Genomic DNA, 15,867 nt, shown 5'->3' with positions numbered 1-15,867 from the left:
ACGTCATTAATTAATTCAGAAGACCGATAAGATTGGCAAAAACAATCAAAATTGCAATCGGTGTAATAAAACGTACAAGTACTCGCCAAGTCGAATACAACAATCCATTGCCTAATCCCAGCTCATCCATAGAGCTATTTCGCTTCATTACCCAGCCTGCAAACAAGGCTATCAGTAATCCGCCCAAAGGCAACATAATATTCGCTGTGAGGTAGTCAAGCAACTCAAACATCGTTAATCCGAATAATCGCCATTCCCGACCAAGGTTAAATGAGAAAATCGTCAACAAGCCTAGCAACCAGATGATGACACCTGAATACACACTCGCTCTTAGCCGAGTCATGTTTTTGTTCTCAACCAGCCAGACCACAATGGGCTCTACCAGAGAAATACCCGAACTCCAGGCAGCGAATAATAATAAGATGAAAAATATACCGCCAAAGAACTGGCCCCAAGGCATATGACCAAAAGCAATCGGCAGTGTGTCGAAAATCAAACCAGGCCCAGCCGTTGGTTCAAGCCCATTAGCAAATACCAGAGGGAAAATTGCCAAGCCAGCCAGCAAGGCGACCGTAGTATCCATAATGGAAATGGTCAGCGATACTTTGAAAATGGACGCTTTTTTAGGTAAGTAAGAGCCATACACCATAATCGCGCCCATACCTAAACTTAAGGTGAAAAAGGCATGACCCATCGCAGTCAATACGCCAGTATGCGTTAATTTAGAAAAATCGATGGCAAATAAAAACTGCACACTCTGATCAAAATATTGCCCAGTATTGTAACCATAGCCAACCAACATCAATATGATGATAAACAGGGCGGGCATAATAATGCGCACAGACTTTTCTAAACCATGCTGCACACCTCGCACCACAATGCCGACCGTCATCAGCATAAATATCGTATGCCAGGCTAATAAACGTTCCGGATCATTGACCAGGGCTTTATGGATACTAATTGCGCCATCAGCGGTGACCCCTTCAAATACACCAGAAAAAGCGCGCGGAATATACGCCATAGCCTGGCCGGCAATTACACTATAGTAGGAAAGAATCAAAAACCCCGTCAGCACACCCATGCCACCAAGCCATTGCCAATTTGTACTTCGGCCTTCTTCGTCAGCAATCGACTTCAAACTATTGATGGGATTTTGTCGGCCTCGACGACCGATAAGAATTTCAGCCATCATCAGCGGAACGCCGATAATGGCAATACACAGCAGATAAATTAGAACAAAGGCACCACCACCATTTTCACCCGTGATGTATGGGAATTTCCAGATGTTTCCCAGGCCAACAGCCGATCCTGTTGCTGCAAGAATAAATGCCCAGCGAGATGTCCACTCGCCATGAATCGACTTTGTAGGTCTAGCCATTCGGTCGCCTCAAAAAAGTAAATTCACTCGATTGTACCCAAAACTTTTGTCTTTCAACAAACCGCACTCATTTTAGTTTCGTGAATGATAAATAATGAAGCCGCTGTTTAAACACTCTATAATATGCACATGGCAGCGAAAAAGAATAAAAAGAAAGTAGGCGAAAACACCATCGCAGTGAACCGTAAGGCACGGCATGAATTTTTCATCGAAGATAAATTTGAAGCAGGACTGGTTCTCGAAGGGTGGGAAGTGAAAAGCCTGCGTGATGGAAAAGTGCAGCTCAACGAAAGCTATGTCCACGTTCGCAATGGTGAAGCCTGGTTAGCAAACGCACTTATTACTGCGTTAAAAACCGCATCTACACATATCAAACCAGAGCCACAACGTGACCGTAAGTTACTGCTGCATAGAGCAGAATTACACAAATTGATTGGTGCGGTTGAGCGTAAAGGCTACACGCTGATTCCATTAAATATGTACTGGAAAAAAGGCATGGCCAAGATTGAAATTGCGCTGGCCAAAGGTAAACAACTTCACGATAAACGCGCAACTGAGAAAGATCGCGACTGGAATCGTGACAAAGCCAGAATTCTGAAAGCAAGATAAGTTTTCACTGGTTGAAAAACGCCTAATCCGATACAATATAAGAGTTCAACACTTTGGGGGCGACCTGGCTTCGACGGGGATTACAAAACCTAAGGTGCATGCCGAGTACTTCAGTTCTCTCGTAAAAAAGACTGGAATTAAATTAGTTGCTAACGATAACAACTACGCACTAGCTGCTTAATAACCAGTGAATGCCGTTCGACCAGATCCGTGCTTGTGCGTCTGGTATCGGGCGTCGACTCTCACAAGATCGTCTCGAGGTATGCTTGGTACTAAGAGATTAAAACCTTACAAGATCGCTACTTGTTTTCCCTGTTCATCGGGTAGCAGGTAGTTAAATTAATAGATGAAATAAGCATGTAGATCCGAAGGCGGAGGATCTGCGGACGCGGGTTCGATTCCCGCCGCCTCCACCAAACATAAATGACCACCCTCGGGTGGTTTTTTTGTGCCTAACGATCTGGAAAGTAGGTTGGGTAGAGCTATAGCGAAACCCAACAGTTGAGACTTTGTATAATGATCTTTTGTTGGGTTTCATGCTGCAACTTAACCTACCGATTATGTTTAACTCAACTTTTTCTGAGGGATTTAGTTGAAGCGTTTATAGTCGGGTTATATCAATATCGTCTGAGGTGATAACCATGAAAAAATTAGCGCTAGCTTGGCTAATGTTCGTTAGTGTTTTTGCTCATGCCGACGAGCTGACAAAAGAAGAAACCTGTGAGGGCTGGGCAAATAAAGCCGAGCAGTTTATGGAGGTTCGGCAAAACAATGTGCCTATCCATGAGGCGATGAAGATGACGGTGGGCAATTTTTCTCGTGGATTGATGTTGCGTGCTTATAATGAACCGGTTGCTGAAAATGAGGGTGAAAAGCAAGCTGTTATCGATCATTTTGCTGAACTAATTGAAGATGAGTGTTTGAAAAACGCTCAGTAAAAAGGTCGCATCAGGCTGGATTTACCGCGCAGCAAATAGTTTTAAGTTCTTACTATTGAGTTACAACGGTTAATGTTTATCGAGCTTAATGTTCTATTTCGCTTGCTGACATTTGTTTTCAGCCATGCAGGCAGGCGATAAATAGGCAAATAAATACTTTTTTATTTTCATTTGCTTATAAATAGTTTTTACTAGAGAAGACGTATTATTTGTAAGTCTAAATAGTTGTGCAGAAGTTATGGTCTTTGTTCTGTACTTTTTTATTTGATTATCAATGTCATCTTTTACCGGGCAAAACTAAACATCTTTAATAAGGTTGTGTAGACTGGCTTTACAAAAGATTCACACCCCAACGCGTGCACACAAGGGGACTCAAAAAGACAATGCTCAATGCAGATTAGAGAAAAACTCAGTTTAATCGTCATCGTCAGTATTCTATTGACTTCCATACCCGCCGCTATTTGGGTAAGTGCTTATTCAAAAGAAAAGCTTCTTAACCGAGAGGTGAATAATCTACTGGCTGTGACTCAGAATCAGGTCGATATCACTTCTCAGAAGCTCAGTTATGCAGAACCTAAATTAAAAGGCTTAGCCCGTTTACTACAAAGTGAATTAGATAAACCGGTTACAAAGGAAGAAATAGACAAGTTCTATCAAACAATAGAGCTGAATAGTGACGGGGTTTGGCGTAATAAGAAAGACCAGTTTGATGGTCAGGTCAATGCCGGGATTTTCATTCCTGACTCAGCTGATTTAACAGATAAACAGAAAGTGATGCATTTACGCATCAAGCAGGTGATGGATGTTTTTGGCTCATCTGCTAATCGTGTATTTGAAAATGTGTGGTATCTGTCACCTGATTTACGCAGTGAAGTTATTTTTGATTCTCATTATCCTCAATTTATATTTACTCAGCAGGCTGACAATGATTACACGCAAACGCCTTGGGTAAGCTTAACTTCTCCTTCTGAAAATCCCGACAAGCAATATACCTTTACACCGCCTTTATTTGATCCTGTTAATCAGATTTGGATGGTAAGTGCCTTATACCCGCTTTATGTCAATGGAAAGTGGGTGGGGTCGCTTGGTGAGGATATGCAATTAAGCAATGTGCTGGGCTTTACTTTCAATGAGCAACAACTTTACCCAGATACACAGCATTTCCTGTTGGATAAGCAAGGGAATTTCATTCTTGCAGGCCATTGGCAGGCAGAGCTTGAGTCAGGTGATGAAAAACAGGTGACAGATTTTCTCGATAAAGAGAATGCGCTTAAAGTCATGTTAAAACAGCCTGTTAAAGATAGTCCACAGATTGCGTCAAAAGATATTATCGTAAATGGAGAAAAGTATATTGCCATATCCATGTCGGTGGTTCCGGTTAATTGGCGCTACTTTAAACTCATTCCAATAGATGATTTGATTGAACCCGTTAATCGTTTATTAGCGATTCTGATAGCCGTATTATTTGCGGTCACTATTTTCTCTGGTTGGTTGATTACCGTTGCTGTGAATAAGAATGTGATTTCACGTATCACACGCTTGACCAGAGAAATGACACGTTTTGAGTCCGGACAAAAAGTGGCGTTGACAGCTGAGCTAAAAGGGAATGATGAAATTACCACTGCAGCCAGAGCATTCGACTCTATGGCTGAACGTATCGATTCATATTTAACGCGTATTGCGGAAAGCAAAAAGTCATTAGCTGAAAGTGAAAGCCGCTGGAAGCTGGCACTTGAGTCTACCGGTGACGGTGTTTGGGACGTCGATCTTGAAGCTGGCACAGCAAGTTATTCCGAGCGTTGGAAGAAAATGCTGGGCTATATGGATGACAGTTTCCCAGACACGCTAGACGAGACTTCCGAATACATACACCCAGAGGATAGAGAGCAGGCCAGACTGCGTTTCAGAGGATATATTTCAGGCGAGTATGCCAATTACCAAGATGAATTCCGAATGCTGTGTGGCGATGGCTCATGGAAGTGGATTATGGCGCGCGGCATGATCATCAAGCGTGATAGAGACTTACAACCTTTACGTATGATTGGTACCAGTACTGATATTTCCTACTTCAAGAAAATTCAGGATGAGTTACGCACTAATACAGCCAAACTCAGAGAATTACTAGAATATAGCCCGATTGCTGTTCGAATTGTTACCAATACCACCAAAAAAATTGTCTTTGCGAATAAACGTTATGCGGAGCTGGTTAATCAGGATAAAGACAAATTAAACGATCTCAATCCCTTTGCCTTTTACGTTGATCCTACAGTGGTGAAAACCTATTTAAATCATATCGCTGAAGGTAAAACCATCTATAACCAACTGACAGAGCTTAATATCTACGGAGAAGGAACAAAATGGACACTCGCTTCTTACTTGCCAATTAAATATGGTGGTGAGGAATGCAATATCGGTTGGTTCTACGATATTACTGATCGTCTAAAAAACGAGGAAGCACTGCGTTTACATGCCAGCGTATTTGATGATGCCTGGGAAGGCATTCTGATTACTGACAAAGATAACCGTATTATTAGCGTGAACCGCGCATTTAGTGAGATCACTGGATACACACAGGAAGAATTAATCGGTGAAGATCCTAAAATTCTTGCTTCTGGTCGACAGGGCGCAGAGTTTTATGAAGAAATGTGGGAATGCATCCATACCGAAGGGCGTTGGCGTGGTGAAATATGGAACCGGAAGAAAAATGGGGAATTTTTTGCTGAAATCTTGACCGTAAGCGCAATAGAAAATGATGAGGGCGAGATTACCAATTATCTTGGGCTGTTTGTTGATATTACGGAGATTAAAAAAACAGAGCATCTGTTAGTCAATATGGCCCATTATGATGCCCTGACACAGCTCGCTAATCGAACACTACTTTCAGATAGGCTCGAGCAAGCTATCGCCATTGCTAAACGAAGTGAAAAATTGCTGGCGGTATGTTTTCTGGATCTGGATGGGTTCAAACCTGTCAACGATGAATTCGGTCACGAAATTGGCGATAAACTGTTGATTGCCGTGGCTGAAAGACTAGCCCAAGTTACTCGCTCCGGGGATACAGCTGCCAGAATGGGGGGCGATGAGTTTGTTGTACTTATCAGTAACATAAACAATATCGATGAGCTGGACCCCATTCTTACAAGACTCAGCCAGAAGATTGCTGAGCCGATCAAGATTAACCATCGTAAACATCACGTCACAGCCAGTATCGGCGTGGCTATATATCCCTTAGATAATGTGGACGGTGATACCTTGATTCGTCATGCGGATTTGGCCATGTATGAAGCTAAACAGGCGGGGAGGGATGGCTATCATATCTTTGATGCTAAGCTGGATCAGCAGATGCATGAATACCATTCCCAACTGGAGCGATTACATCTGGCATTGATTGGTGAAGAGTTCAGGCTTTATTATCAGCCAAAAGTGGACCTTCGCCATAACCGTGTTGTAGGTGTAGAAGCCCTTATCCGTTGGCAACACCCTGAAAGAGGTTTATTGGGTGCCATGGAATTTTTGCCTATTATTGAAGATCATGAGTTCAGTATTGAGTTAGGCGACTGGGTATTAAAAACGGCGTTCAACCAATTACAAACATGGCATGAAAACAATTTGCACATTCAAGTCAGTATCAATGTATCGGCCAGACACATTCAGCATGATGCCTTCTTAAACAAACTCGAATCATTATTGAAGCAATACAAGACTATAGCGGCAGATGATATCGAGCTGGAGATTCTGGAAACCTCGGCACTGGAAACGGTTCAGACAGCGCAGGTTGTGGCGGCCGCAAGTAGTTATTTGGGAGTACCGTTTGCTCTGGATGACTTTGGCACCGGTTATTCTTCGTTGTCGTATCTGAGAAAACTACCAGTCAGAACCTTAAAAATTGACCAGAGCTTTATCCGGGATATGCTGGGTAATGAAGAAGACATGGCGATTGTGAAAGGGGTGATTGAGCTAGCTCAAGTCTTTAAACGCAATATCATCGCCGAAGGTGTTGAAACTGAAGCGCATTTTAAACCGCTGATGGATATGGGCTGTGATATTGCGCAAGGTTACGCTATTGCTAAGCCCATGCCAGCAGACGAAGTGCTTGAGTGGGTAAAACACTATGAAAATGCGCACAGGAAGAACTAAGTTTATGGCCAATATTCTGCTTGATAAATCACATAAAAAACTCATTCAATCAGCGATTGAATTTGGTAATTGGTTATCAACTCAGACTTCCCTATCAGAAGATGATAAAAAAGCCGTGCAATCCATTCAGCAGGTATTAAATAAGCTGCCCAAAATAAACGATGGCACCTTAGCCATGTATGGCTTTAGTGTGGAACGCGGTGATGACGAGAAGGCGCTGATTCGGGGCTGGGATATTAGTGTCGAGTATTTTGCTCATGATCCGGAACAGCAAGGTGGTCTGGAAATATTCAGTTCTTATTTACCGATTCCTGAATCCACAGACAAAGATGTGTTGGCCATTAAAAAACAACATGAAGTGTATTTCCACTGGCCTATCGGTGATATTTGTAATCTGGTCAAACAAGAACAGGCGCAGCAGTGGATAACAGCAGTAAGCCAACCACAGGATATACTATCAGAGGGGGACAGACTTCGGGTGGAGATTGTGTATCAGGATTTTTACAGTGAGATTGAGTTGCCTGGCTGAATAGCAGGCAAAAAAAGTCTGAGAAACTCAGACTTTTACGTTTAGATTATTGCCTTGTGTGGCAGTAGGTGCAGGGACAGCAGATTCAATCAGTTTTAACGCATTGGCACCATCTAACTTGGCTTTGTTATTACTCATTTGAGCACTTTTGACCATCAGATAATCATCGATACTGATTTTCGGGCTGCCTTGTGTTGCTGAAATACTCATTTCTTACCTCCTACTTTTTGTGCCATCTTACATGACCTTAGTTATCTTCTACGATAAATAGTTCACATAATTCTTATATCGGCCTATTGCCATAACACTTTAGAATCAAATGCTTTTTGATTTTTTGTCATCGTTTTGACATCACGCTGTGGTTGACTTTCAGGATTGTAATCCAACTGCATAAAGCCAATGACAGCAGCGAGCATGACCCATTCATCCAAGGTGATTCCATTTTTACTCGATAACCATCTGGTGGATAGCTTTTCTTTTAATACGGCTGAATCGTTTCATAAACAGCAATTAATGCAGAATCCGTCTTTGCTGGTCAGCTTAGGATTAATTTCTGAACAACAGATGGTATCGGCGTATGTGAAGTCGCATGGCATAGAAAAGTGTGACATCAAAACGTTGCCAAGCGAAGCACCATCGCATGAGATAGCCACACGATTTCTGCAAGAAGCGGAATGTTTGCCTGTTTTTATCGACGAGGCTGAACTCACGCTTGCCATGGTGAATCCGGAAGATAGCTTTGCTTGTCGGTCGATAGCCCAGCTAACTAAGAAACGGGTAAAAAGGCTGGTGATTACTCAGAGTGAATTTAAGCAGTTATACCACCAATGGCATGCTGAGCAGCAGGATAAGCGTGTTGCTCATTCTGATCGCACACTCACAGATGCCGATGATGATTCCTCACTGGTTAATCGCCTGAAAGATATGGCATCACAAGAGCCCGTGGTGAAGCTGGTTAACTCGTTGCTCAATAAGGCTGTTGAGCTTAATGCCTCTGATATTCACATAGAACCTTTTGAGCATCATTTGGCGGTTCGCTATCGCATGGATGGTGTATTAAAGCAGCTCGATTCTCCACCTGTTAAATCCAGTGCTGCCGTAATATCCCGTATCAAAATAATGGCAGAGCTGAATATTGCTGAACGACGGCTGCCGCAAGATGGTCGGCTGCAAATTCATGCTGATGGTCGTTTGATAGATTGCCGTGTTTCCACCACGCCCACACTGCACGGTGAGAGTATTGTGATTCGTTTGCTTGATAAACAGAAGGTGACGCTGGATATTCAGCAACTGGGCTTGTCACCCCAATCATTAAACGGGCTGATAAAACAAATTAAACAACCACACGGCATTATTCTGGTGACGGGCCCCACCGGCAGTGGTAAAACCACGACCTTATATTCTGCTTTGCAGCAATTAAATACCGAAGAGAAAAAAATACTAACCGTCGAAGACCCGATTGAATATCAACTCACTGGCATCAACCAGATCCAGGTCAAACCGCGTATCGGCCTAGGTTTTGCCGAAGCGCTTCGTGCGCTGGTGAGGCAAGATCCGGATGTACTGATGATTGGTGAAATGCGGGATAAAGAAACCGCCTCAATAGCCATTCAATCAGCATTAACCGGCCATTTGGTGTTTTCAACGCTGCACACTAATGATGCCAGCAGTGCGGTAACACGCTGTTTGGATATGGGACTGGAGCATTATTTACTGGCCGCATCGCTGAATGCAGTGATGGCGCAGCGTTTGGTTCGTCGCCTGTGTTTGTCGTGTCGTGAACAAATGCCAATTAATGAAAGTACTTGGGGTACCCTCATCCCAGATTCGATTCCGTTTGATGACAAGGCGAGGTTTTATCGCGCTGTTGGCTGTGATGCTTGTCAAAATAGTGGCTATCACGGACGCACCATGATCAGTGAATTATTGATTATGACGGATGCCATCCGCCAATTGATATTACAAAAAGCCGATGCCAAAACTATTGAACAGAAGGCGATTGAGCAGGGTATGCAGACGCTGAAACAGGACGGCTTTCGCTTGGTGTTAGCTGGCATGACCAGTGTTGATGAAGTGTTACGGTTAACTCAGTCTGACCATACACATGACTAAGTTTGTTTATAAAGCTTTATCCGCCAAAGGCGAGATGATCACCGGCAGTAAAGAGGAAGTCGATCAGACTGCCGTGGTGCAATTCCTGCGTCAGTCAGGCTATGTTCCGGTCTCCATCAGCCAACAGTCGTGGCTGACAGGTTCATTCAATCTACAAAGAAAAAAGCCGCAAGCACCGCTATCACAAACATTGTTACTCACCTTTTTCAGTGAGCTGGCTACCTTGCTTGATGCAGGCCTGCCGGTAGATCAGTCATTAAAACGCATGGAAAGACTGACAAGTTCAACACCATTAAAAGAGACGCTGTCTGCCTTGCATCAGGGAGTAGCCGCTGGTGATAGTCTGGCAAAAGCCATGGCCGCTCAGGGACAACGTTTCACTGATTTACATATCAATATGGTGCTGGCGGGTGAGACGGGTGGACATTTACCCCAGGTGATGAATGAGTTGGCTTATTACCAGGAAACAATGGCCTCATTGCGTCGACAACTGATGTCGGCACTAAGCTATCCCATGATATTACTGGTTATGTCGATATTATCGATTGTGATGATGATGACCTACGTTATTCCTAAGTTTGTACCCTTATTTGAGGGGGCGGAGCAAACGATTCCCTGGCTGACACAACAGGTATTTGCCGTTGCTCATTTTTTTGAGCAGAGCTGGTGGCTACCTTTAGTGATATTTATTGTGATGGCTCTGGCTGTGGATGGTATACAAAAGCATCCAGCAGGTAAGGTTTGGCTGGATGGCAAAATACTCAAATTACCGATAATAGGTTCACTGATAACCGTTGTGAATATTGGCCGCTTTTCTCAGAGTATGGCGTCGATGTTGACTCATGGTGTTGGCTTAATTGAAGCCGTGAATATGGCATCCGGTGCGATTAATAATGGCAAAATTAAACAGGCATTGGCTGAAGTATCGAAGCAAGTAAGCCATGGCAGTTCGCTTGCCAAAGCATTAAAGTCGTTTTCCTGTTTTCCAAGTCTGTTAACAGAGCTTGTAGAAATCGGCGAACAAACCGGCCAGTTGGAGCCGATGTTCAGCAAGGTGGCAAAAGCCTATCAACTGCAAGTCGAAGACAGGACCAAACAATTATTAAGCCTGGTTGAACCTGTATTAATCATTGGTTTGGGTGGCATTATTGGTGTCATCATTATTTCTATTATGCTGGCGATGTTAGGACTAAATGATTTGGTCCGTTAGTGCCTGTCATTAAAGTTTCATTTTTAGTGGTTATATTCCGCTGATGATGAAAAAAAATAATCGTGGTTTTAGTCTTATCGAATTGCTGGTGGTGCTGGCTATCTTAGCTTTGCTGGTCGGTCTGGTCGGTCCTAGAGTGATGAAACAGTTAGGTGGGGCGAAAGCTGATACGGCTGTGTTACAGATCGCTGACCTGCAAGCCTCACTTGATATCTACTATCTGGATATGGGCGTGTATCCCACTTCTGCTCAAGGTTTAAATGCACTGATTGAAAAGTCGGCTGATCTCTCTGGCTGGAATGGCCCTTATCTCAAAAAGAAAAAAGTCCCAGTCGATCCCTGGGGGCATGCCTATCATTATGTTTCACCCGGTAAATATGGTGACTATGACTTGTATTCATTAGGTGCCGATAATCAGCAGGGTGGTAGTGGTGACGATCAAGATATCAATAGCTGGGAGTAACAATATTGTCACGCTCGGCAATAGCAAAAGGCTTTACCTTAATTGAGCTATTAGTCGTGATGACGCTGATGGTCATGCTGATGACTTTATTACCTCCGTTATTTCGTCCGGTGATGGAACACCATAGTCTGTATGCGGAATCTCAGCGCTTAGTGTTGTTAATGCGGCAAGCCCGCAATGAAGCGATGCTGACTCAACAAACGCAATACGTTGAGCTGAATGTCACCAACCAACAAATTGCTCACAACAATCAGCGTATGCAACTGGCGGCGAGCACAAATCTGGATGCCTATGTAGCAGACCGGACAAATGCAAAGAACCAGGGAAGCATTGTTTTTTATGCCGATGGCAGTAGTAGTGGCGGTCAATTAGTGCTGACAGACAAACATTATGCCTATGGCATCGATGTGAACTGGGTGACCGGGCAAATTCAGTTAAGTAAACAGTTGCCAATGTGATGAAACAGCGTGGTTTTAGTTTACTTGAGTTACTGGTGGCTTTTAGTTTGATGAGTGTGTCTTTAGTCATCCTGTTTCAGTTATATGCAAAAGGCCAGCAGGTTATACGCTTAGGCAATGATTACAACGTGGCGACAACGATTGCAGAGTCATTGATTGCTCAGGCGACATATCAAACCAGTGGAACACAACAATCTGGCATCACCGAGAAGCAGTTTCATTGGCAGTTAACGATTCAGCCGACAAACGGCAATATGCAATCAAAACTACCATTGAGAGAGGTCAGCGCCAATGTGTCATGGCAACGTTCAGGTAAACCGTACCATGTACATCTTTCTACGTTAGTGCCTGTCAGCAAGGCCACACCATGAAAAAACAGTCAGGTTTTACCTTGTTGGAGATGCTTATTGCCATCAGTTTGATGACGATTATGCTGGGTTTGTTGTTCAGTGCCTCACGTACGCTCAGTGGACAGACTCAGTCTGGCATTGATCAGGTGCAAATGAATGATGATATCCGGCTGGTGATTCAGTTTGTCAGGAGACTTATCAGTCAGACATCACCGATTGTGATGAATCAGGGCACCTCACATCCTGTGTTATTTTCAGGAGCAAAACATCAGCTTGGATTTGTCTCTACTTTACCTGCTCATGCCGGTGGTAACAGTCTGTATTGGGTTGAGTTGATGCTTAAAGAAAACCAATTGGTGATGAATTATCAGCCATTACTGAGTCTGCTTAAAAATCATAAGGATATTCAGCAGATTACGCTGTTAAATGGCGTGGCATCATTGGATTTTTCCTATGCAGAACTTCATAACAACATCACACCAAAATGGCATTCAGCCTGGCGAAAAAGTCAGAAACTACCGCCAATGATTTCAATGACTCTGGCACAGAAAAACCAGGCAGAAAAATATCCAATCGTGGTGTCTTTGCCTGCCCAGGTGACGCGGATGCGGGATCATCTCAGTGTGCAGCGTAGTGACTCATGAGCTCAGTCAAACAGCAAGGTGCAGCGTTATTGATCGTGCTCTGGATGATCGCGCTTTTGATGATTTTAGCCGTGAGTTTTAGCCAAACCATGCGTATTGAAACGCAACAAATCAAACAGCAGCAGGAGGCGTTGGCAAGTAAATATCTGGCAATGGATGGCGTGTGGCAGGTGATCCAAGCATTAGTTGATGAGCGTAGTGACAGACTGACCAATGGCACCCGGTACAAGATGATGACGGATAAAGGCACCTTATTTCTCCAGATTCAGGACCAAAATGGATTGCTTGATGTTAATTACGCCCCGGCTGAATTAATCACTTCCGTATTAAAAATAAAAGGCTGGTCTTCACATGCGGCTGAACAATATGCCGATCAAATTGTTGATTGGCGTGACCGTGATAGTGAACGTCTCCCCGCCGGAGCTGAACGTTTACATTACCGATCTGCCGGGCGAGATAACTCACCCAAAAATGCCGCTTTTAATAGTCTTGAAGAGCTGCGTTTGCTGTTGTCGATGGACGAGCAGAATTATCAAAAGATAGCCCCGTTGATGACGGTGTATTCTCAACAATCGGGTCTTAACTTATCTGTACTACCAGTAAGTCTCTACAGTGAAAATGAGCGGAAACGTCTTAGTGAACTGCCTAATGATCAATTACAACGACTTCCCGCCGGTCGTTGTTTTGTCATCATCAGTCGCGCCGAGGTTAAAAAAAGTGTGGCGAGTCTGAAAGTGGCGGTATTGCTGAATCCGGAGCAAACCAAGGATTATGCAATTTTGTCCTGGCAGGCTATCACAGGAGTTGAGTCCTGATGTTCTGGCAACAACTCAGACAAGGCATTGCGTCTGCCTGGAAATGGTGGTTGTCACAGCTTAATGCTGGGCTGCCTAAACGCTGGCAATATCAAACTGATATTCGCCGTCGACGATTATGTATCAGCTTCCATGAGGATCGTTATCAGTTAACGCTATGGTCTAAGGCTGGAGATGACATTCGTTGGCAAGCCACAACAAAGCGTGCTGATAAGCTCACCCTGCCTAAAAAAACGAGTCCGAACAAGAGTGTCTTATTGCTTGATGAACAGCAAGTATTGTCTCGTCAACTAACGATTCCACGTTCAGCAAAACACAATATTGCCGAGCTATTGTGCTTTGAAATGGATAAGTTCACGCCTTTTCAGGCCGAGCAGGTGAGCTTTGACTGGGTTGAGCTGGAAGAACAAGACGATCCGGAGCTGATTCAGCTTCGCTTGTTTGTCATGCTGCGTGAAGATATCGAACAGCATCAACAACGCCTGAAACCTTTAGGCATTAGTATCGACAGGGTGTCTGTTCAAGACAGTCTATATCGTGATCGGGTGAATTTATTAGGTTCACTGTCTTCAAAAAACGCATGGTCAGCGTATGTTTGGCCCGCATCGGCCCTGGTCTGCCTACTTTGTGCGCTTTATCTGCCCTTGTCTTTTTATGAAACCCAGCTGCAACAGCAACAAAAAAGTCTGACGGCTTTACGTACAAAGGCAATGCATGATGTGAAGAAGCAACAACATGGTGAATATACGCTGGCACAATTTCGTGAGTTAGCAGAGCAACAACGACAGCAGCAGTGGTTAGCTGTGCTTAATACCCTGAGTGAGGTGTTGCCAAAAGACACCTGGGTAAGACGCTTCCAGGTCAGAGACAACACCATTGAGATTCAGGGCGTGTCGACATCAGCAACCACACTGCTTTCCTTATTAGCTAAGACAAAACAATTTACCGACGTGACTTTCAAGGCGCCTGTGACCTTTGATAAGCAACTGGGCAAAGAAAGGCTTTTTATCACCATGAAGCGAGCCACCGATGCGAGCTGAGCTATCACGTTTTTATCCGGCACTAGCTTGGTCAGTACTCATTCTGGTCATTGTATTTTTCTGGCTGGTGATTATCAATCCGGCCTTGTCTGTTCGGCAGCACTACACCAGTGCACTGGAAGAGACTCGATTTATGCAGCAAAAATTATCGCGTCAGTTAGAACAACCATCAGTATTGCTGACTGAGGATGAAACGAGGCAGTTGGCAGATCGCTTTTTATTTCATGGTGAATCAAAAGCCTTGATGGCTGCACAAATGCAGTCATTGGTAGCTAAACATCTGGATGACTTGGGCCTGACTAAAATGAGTGCCGAGACGACGCTTGTCGAGCAGGACAAAGGCTTTGACCAGATTCAGTTACGTCTTCAGTTCCAGACCGATTTGAAAGGTCTAGTGGCCTTTTTATCCCGTATTGAATCACAGCAACCGTTACTGCTCATTGATGAATTATCTATTGTGGTGAATGACGATAACACTCAGTCATCATCCCCCCAGCTTGAAGTACAAACCATGATGACCGGCTTTTATCAAACAGAGAAAACGGAGAAGGCATCATGAGCTGGGTTGTTATTAGCTCATGGCTGCTAATCATTTTATCAATGGTGAGTGTGGCAATCGAGTACAGACATGCTCATGCTGAACCTGCTGTTACTGATGCTCCGGTTAACCGTCAGCAGACTTTGTCTGATAAGCAGAGCACTGTTATTAATTTACCGTCACCGTCTGCTACTGATGCTTTGTTAACCCAGGCGATTTTCTCATCAAGCCGTTCTGTAGAGGCATCGATACAGCAAACCGCGGAGCCGACTGAACACACCATATTTTTAAATCATTATCGTCTCTCAGCGGTGGCCATAAGTGAAAACTCGTCAACGGTATTAATGACAGATGATAAAACCAACAAGGTGAAACATTTACAGCTAAACGATGAGCTGGATGGCTGGACATTAGAGGATATTTCATCGATAGCAGCCGTATTCAGTAAAGCCGATAAGCGGCGTCGTGTGATGTTGTTTAATCCGCAAAAACCGTCATTAGCAACTACGATTTCTACAGATGTCATCACAACTGAGCGGGAAAGTTCGCCCACTTTTGTATCCGGCACTACCTTGGATGACGATCCGTATCAATAATGTCACATTCATTTCATATGCTTGTCGGTTATGAATTCAATAAGCGAGTG

17 protein-coding genes and 1 other RNA gene are annotated in these 15,867 nt (G+C 43.9%); 15 read left to right on the top strand and 3 right to left on the bottom strand.

The genetic code is table 11. The features are described from left to right. Positions 1-10: 10 nt before the first annotated feature. Positions 11-1,378 carry a sodium-dependent transporter gene (locus tag MAMP_RS07685; protein WP_007145455.1) on the bottom strand — a complete coding sequence of 456 codons (1,368 nt, stop codon included), beginning with the start codon at positions 1,376-1,378 and terminating at the stop codon, positions 11-13. 129 nt (positions 1,379-1,507) lie between these two features. Here MAMP_RS07685 and smpB point away from each other — a divergent pair, with 129 nt between their 5' ends. The 5 genes from smpB (at position 1,508) to MAMP_RS07665 (ending at position 7,591) form a co-directional block, all read left to right on the top strand. Beyond that, complete coding sequence (gene smpB, locus MAMP_RS07680; RefSeq protein WP_007145454.1) at positions 1,508-1,987, top strand: SsrA-binding protein SmpB; 480 nt, start codon at positions 1,508-1,510, stop codon at positions 1,985-1,987. A 55-nt stretch (positions 1,988-2,042) separates the two neighbouring features. Next, positions 2,043-2,403, top strand: a transfer-messenger RNA (tmRNA) gene (gene ssrA / locus MAMP_RS15890). A 225-nt stretch (positions 2,404-2,628) separates the two neighbouring features. Next, positions 2,629-2,925 carry a hypothetical protein gene (locus tag MAMP_RS07675; protein ID WP_007145453.1) on the top strand — a complete coding sequence of 99 codons (297 nt, stop codon included), beginning with the start codon at positions 2,629-2,631 and terminating at the stop codon, positions 2,923-2,925. A gap of 390 nt (positions 2,926-3,315) precedes the next feature. Beyond that, the gene (locus MAMP_RS15680; protein WP_007145452.1) at positions 3,316-7,062 is read left to right on the top strand and encodes an EAL domain-containing protein; all 3,747 of its coding nucleotides are present in this window, start codon (positions 3,316-3,318) and stop codon (positions 7,060-7,062) included. Beyond that, positions 7,037-7,591 (top strand): hypothetical protein, encoded by a 555-nt coding sequence (locus MAMP_RS07665; RefSeq protein ID WP_237701197.1) that lies wholly within the window; start codon positions 7,037-7,039, stop codon positions 7,589-7,591. Before MAMP_RS15680 ends, MAMP_RS07665 begins: the two co-directional genes overlap by 26 nt. A gap of 27 nt (positions 7,592-7,618) precedes the next feature. On the opposite strand, the gene MAMP_RS07660 is transcribed toward MAMP_RS07665, so the two are convergent. Continuing rightward, positions 7,619-7,801: a hypothetical protein gene (locus tag MAMP_RS07660; RefSeq protein ID WP_007145450.1), complete on the bottom strand. Its 183-nt coding sequence runs from the start codon at positions 7,799-7,801 to the stop codon at positions 7,619-7,621. 83 nt (positions 7,802-7,884) lie between these two features. Next, the gene (locus MAMP_RS16175) at positions 7,885-8,022 is read right to left on the bottom strand and encodes a hypothetical protein (RefSeq protein WP_158005159.1); all 138 of its coding nucleotides are present in this window, start codon (positions 8,020-8,022) and stop codon (positions 7,885-7,887) included. Between MAMP_RS16175 and MAMP_RS07655 the strand changes: the two genes are divergently transcribed. From MAMP_RS07655 to MAMP_RS07610, 10 genes are read left to right on the top strand one after another with little or no spacing between them, the layout of a single operon-like run. Beyond that, entirely contained in the window at positions 8,006-9,703 is a 1,698-nt protein-coding gene (locus MAMP_RS07655; protein ID WP_007145449.1) for a GspE/PulE family protein, read from the top strand. The two genes, MAMP_RS16175 and MAMP_RS07655, sit on opposite strands and share 17 nt — an antisense overlap. Then, on the top strand, positions 9,696-10,913 hold the full coding sequence (locus MAMP_RS07650) for a type II secretion system F family protein (protein ID WP_007145447.1): 1,218 nt from the start codon (positions 9,696-9,698) through the stop codon (positions 10,911-10,913). Before MAMP_RS07655 ends, MAMP_RS07650 begins: the two co-directional genes overlap by 8 nt. 43 nt (positions 10,914-10,956) lie before the next feature. Further along, on the top strand, positions 10,957-11,376 hold the full coding sequence (gspG, locus tag MAMP_RS07645; protein ID WP_007145446.1) for a type II secretion system major pseudopilin GspG: 420 nt from the start codon (positions 10,957-10,959) through the stop codon (positions 11,374-11,376). Positions 11,377-11,381: 5 nt separating this feature from the next. Beyond that, a complete protein-coding gene (locus MAMP_RS07640; protein ID WP_007145445.1) occupies positions 11,382-11,834 on the top strand; it encodes a GspH/FimT family pseudopilin in 453 nt (150 codons plus the stop codon). After that, positions 11,834-12,205, top strand: coding sequence for a type IV pilus modification PilV family protein (locus MAMP_RS07635; RefSeq protein ID WP_007145444.1), 372 nt, complete (start codon positions 11,834-11,836; stop codon positions 12,203-12,205). Before MAMP_RS07640 ends, MAMP_RS07635 begins: the two co-directional genes overlap by 1 nt. Then, on the top strand, positions 12,202-12,828 hold the full coding sequence (locus MAMP_RS07630) for a prepilin-type N-terminal cleavage/methylation domain-containing protein (RefSeq protein ID WP_007145443.1): 627 nt from the start codon (positions 12,202-12,204) through the stop codon (positions 12,826-12,828). The genes MAMP_RS07635 and MAMP_RS07630 overlap by 4 nt, the downstream gene beginning before the upstream one ends. Beyond that, positions 12,825-13,643, top strand: coding sequence for a type II secretion system minor pseudopilin (locus MAMP_RS07625; protein WP_007145442.1), 819 nt, complete (start codon positions 12,825-12,827; stop codon positions 13,641-13,643). Before MAMP_RS07630 ends, MAMP_RS07625 begins: the two co-directional genes overlap by 4 nt. Beyond that, positions 13,643-14,683, top strand: coding sequence for a PilN domain-containing protein (locus tag MAMP_RS07620; protein ID WP_007145441.1), 1,041 nt, complete (start codon positions 13,643-13,645; stop codon positions 14,681-14,683). Before MAMP_RS07625 ends, MAMP_RS07620 begins: the two co-directional genes overlap by 1 nt. Beyond that, positions 14,673-15,242, top strand: coding sequence for a type II secretion system protein GspM (gene gspM, locus MAMP_RS07615; protein ID WP_007145440.1), 570 nt, complete (start codon positions 14,673-14,675; stop codon positions 15,240-15,242). The genes MAMP_RS07620 and gspM overlap by 11 nt, the downstream gene beginning before the upstream one ends. Next, positions 15,239-15,817: a hypothetical protein gene (locus tag MAMP_RS07610; protein ID WP_007145439.1), complete on the top strand. Its 579-nt coding sequence runs from the start codon at positions 15,239-15,241 to the stop codon at positions 15,815-15,817. Before gspM ends, MAMP_RS07610 begins: the two co-directional genes overlap by 4 nt. The last annotated feature ends 50 nt before the right edge of the window (positions 15,818-15,867 follow it).

Origin of the sequence: Methylophaga thalassica MP, assembly GCF_000214595.1 — a bacterium.
In the GTDB taxonomy this organism is placed as follows: domain Bacteria; phylum Pseudomonadota; class Gammaproteobacteria; order Nitrosococcales; family Methylophagaceae; genus Methylophaga; species Methylophaga thalassica.
This window is presented reverse-complemented; position numbering and strand designations above follow the sequence as displayed.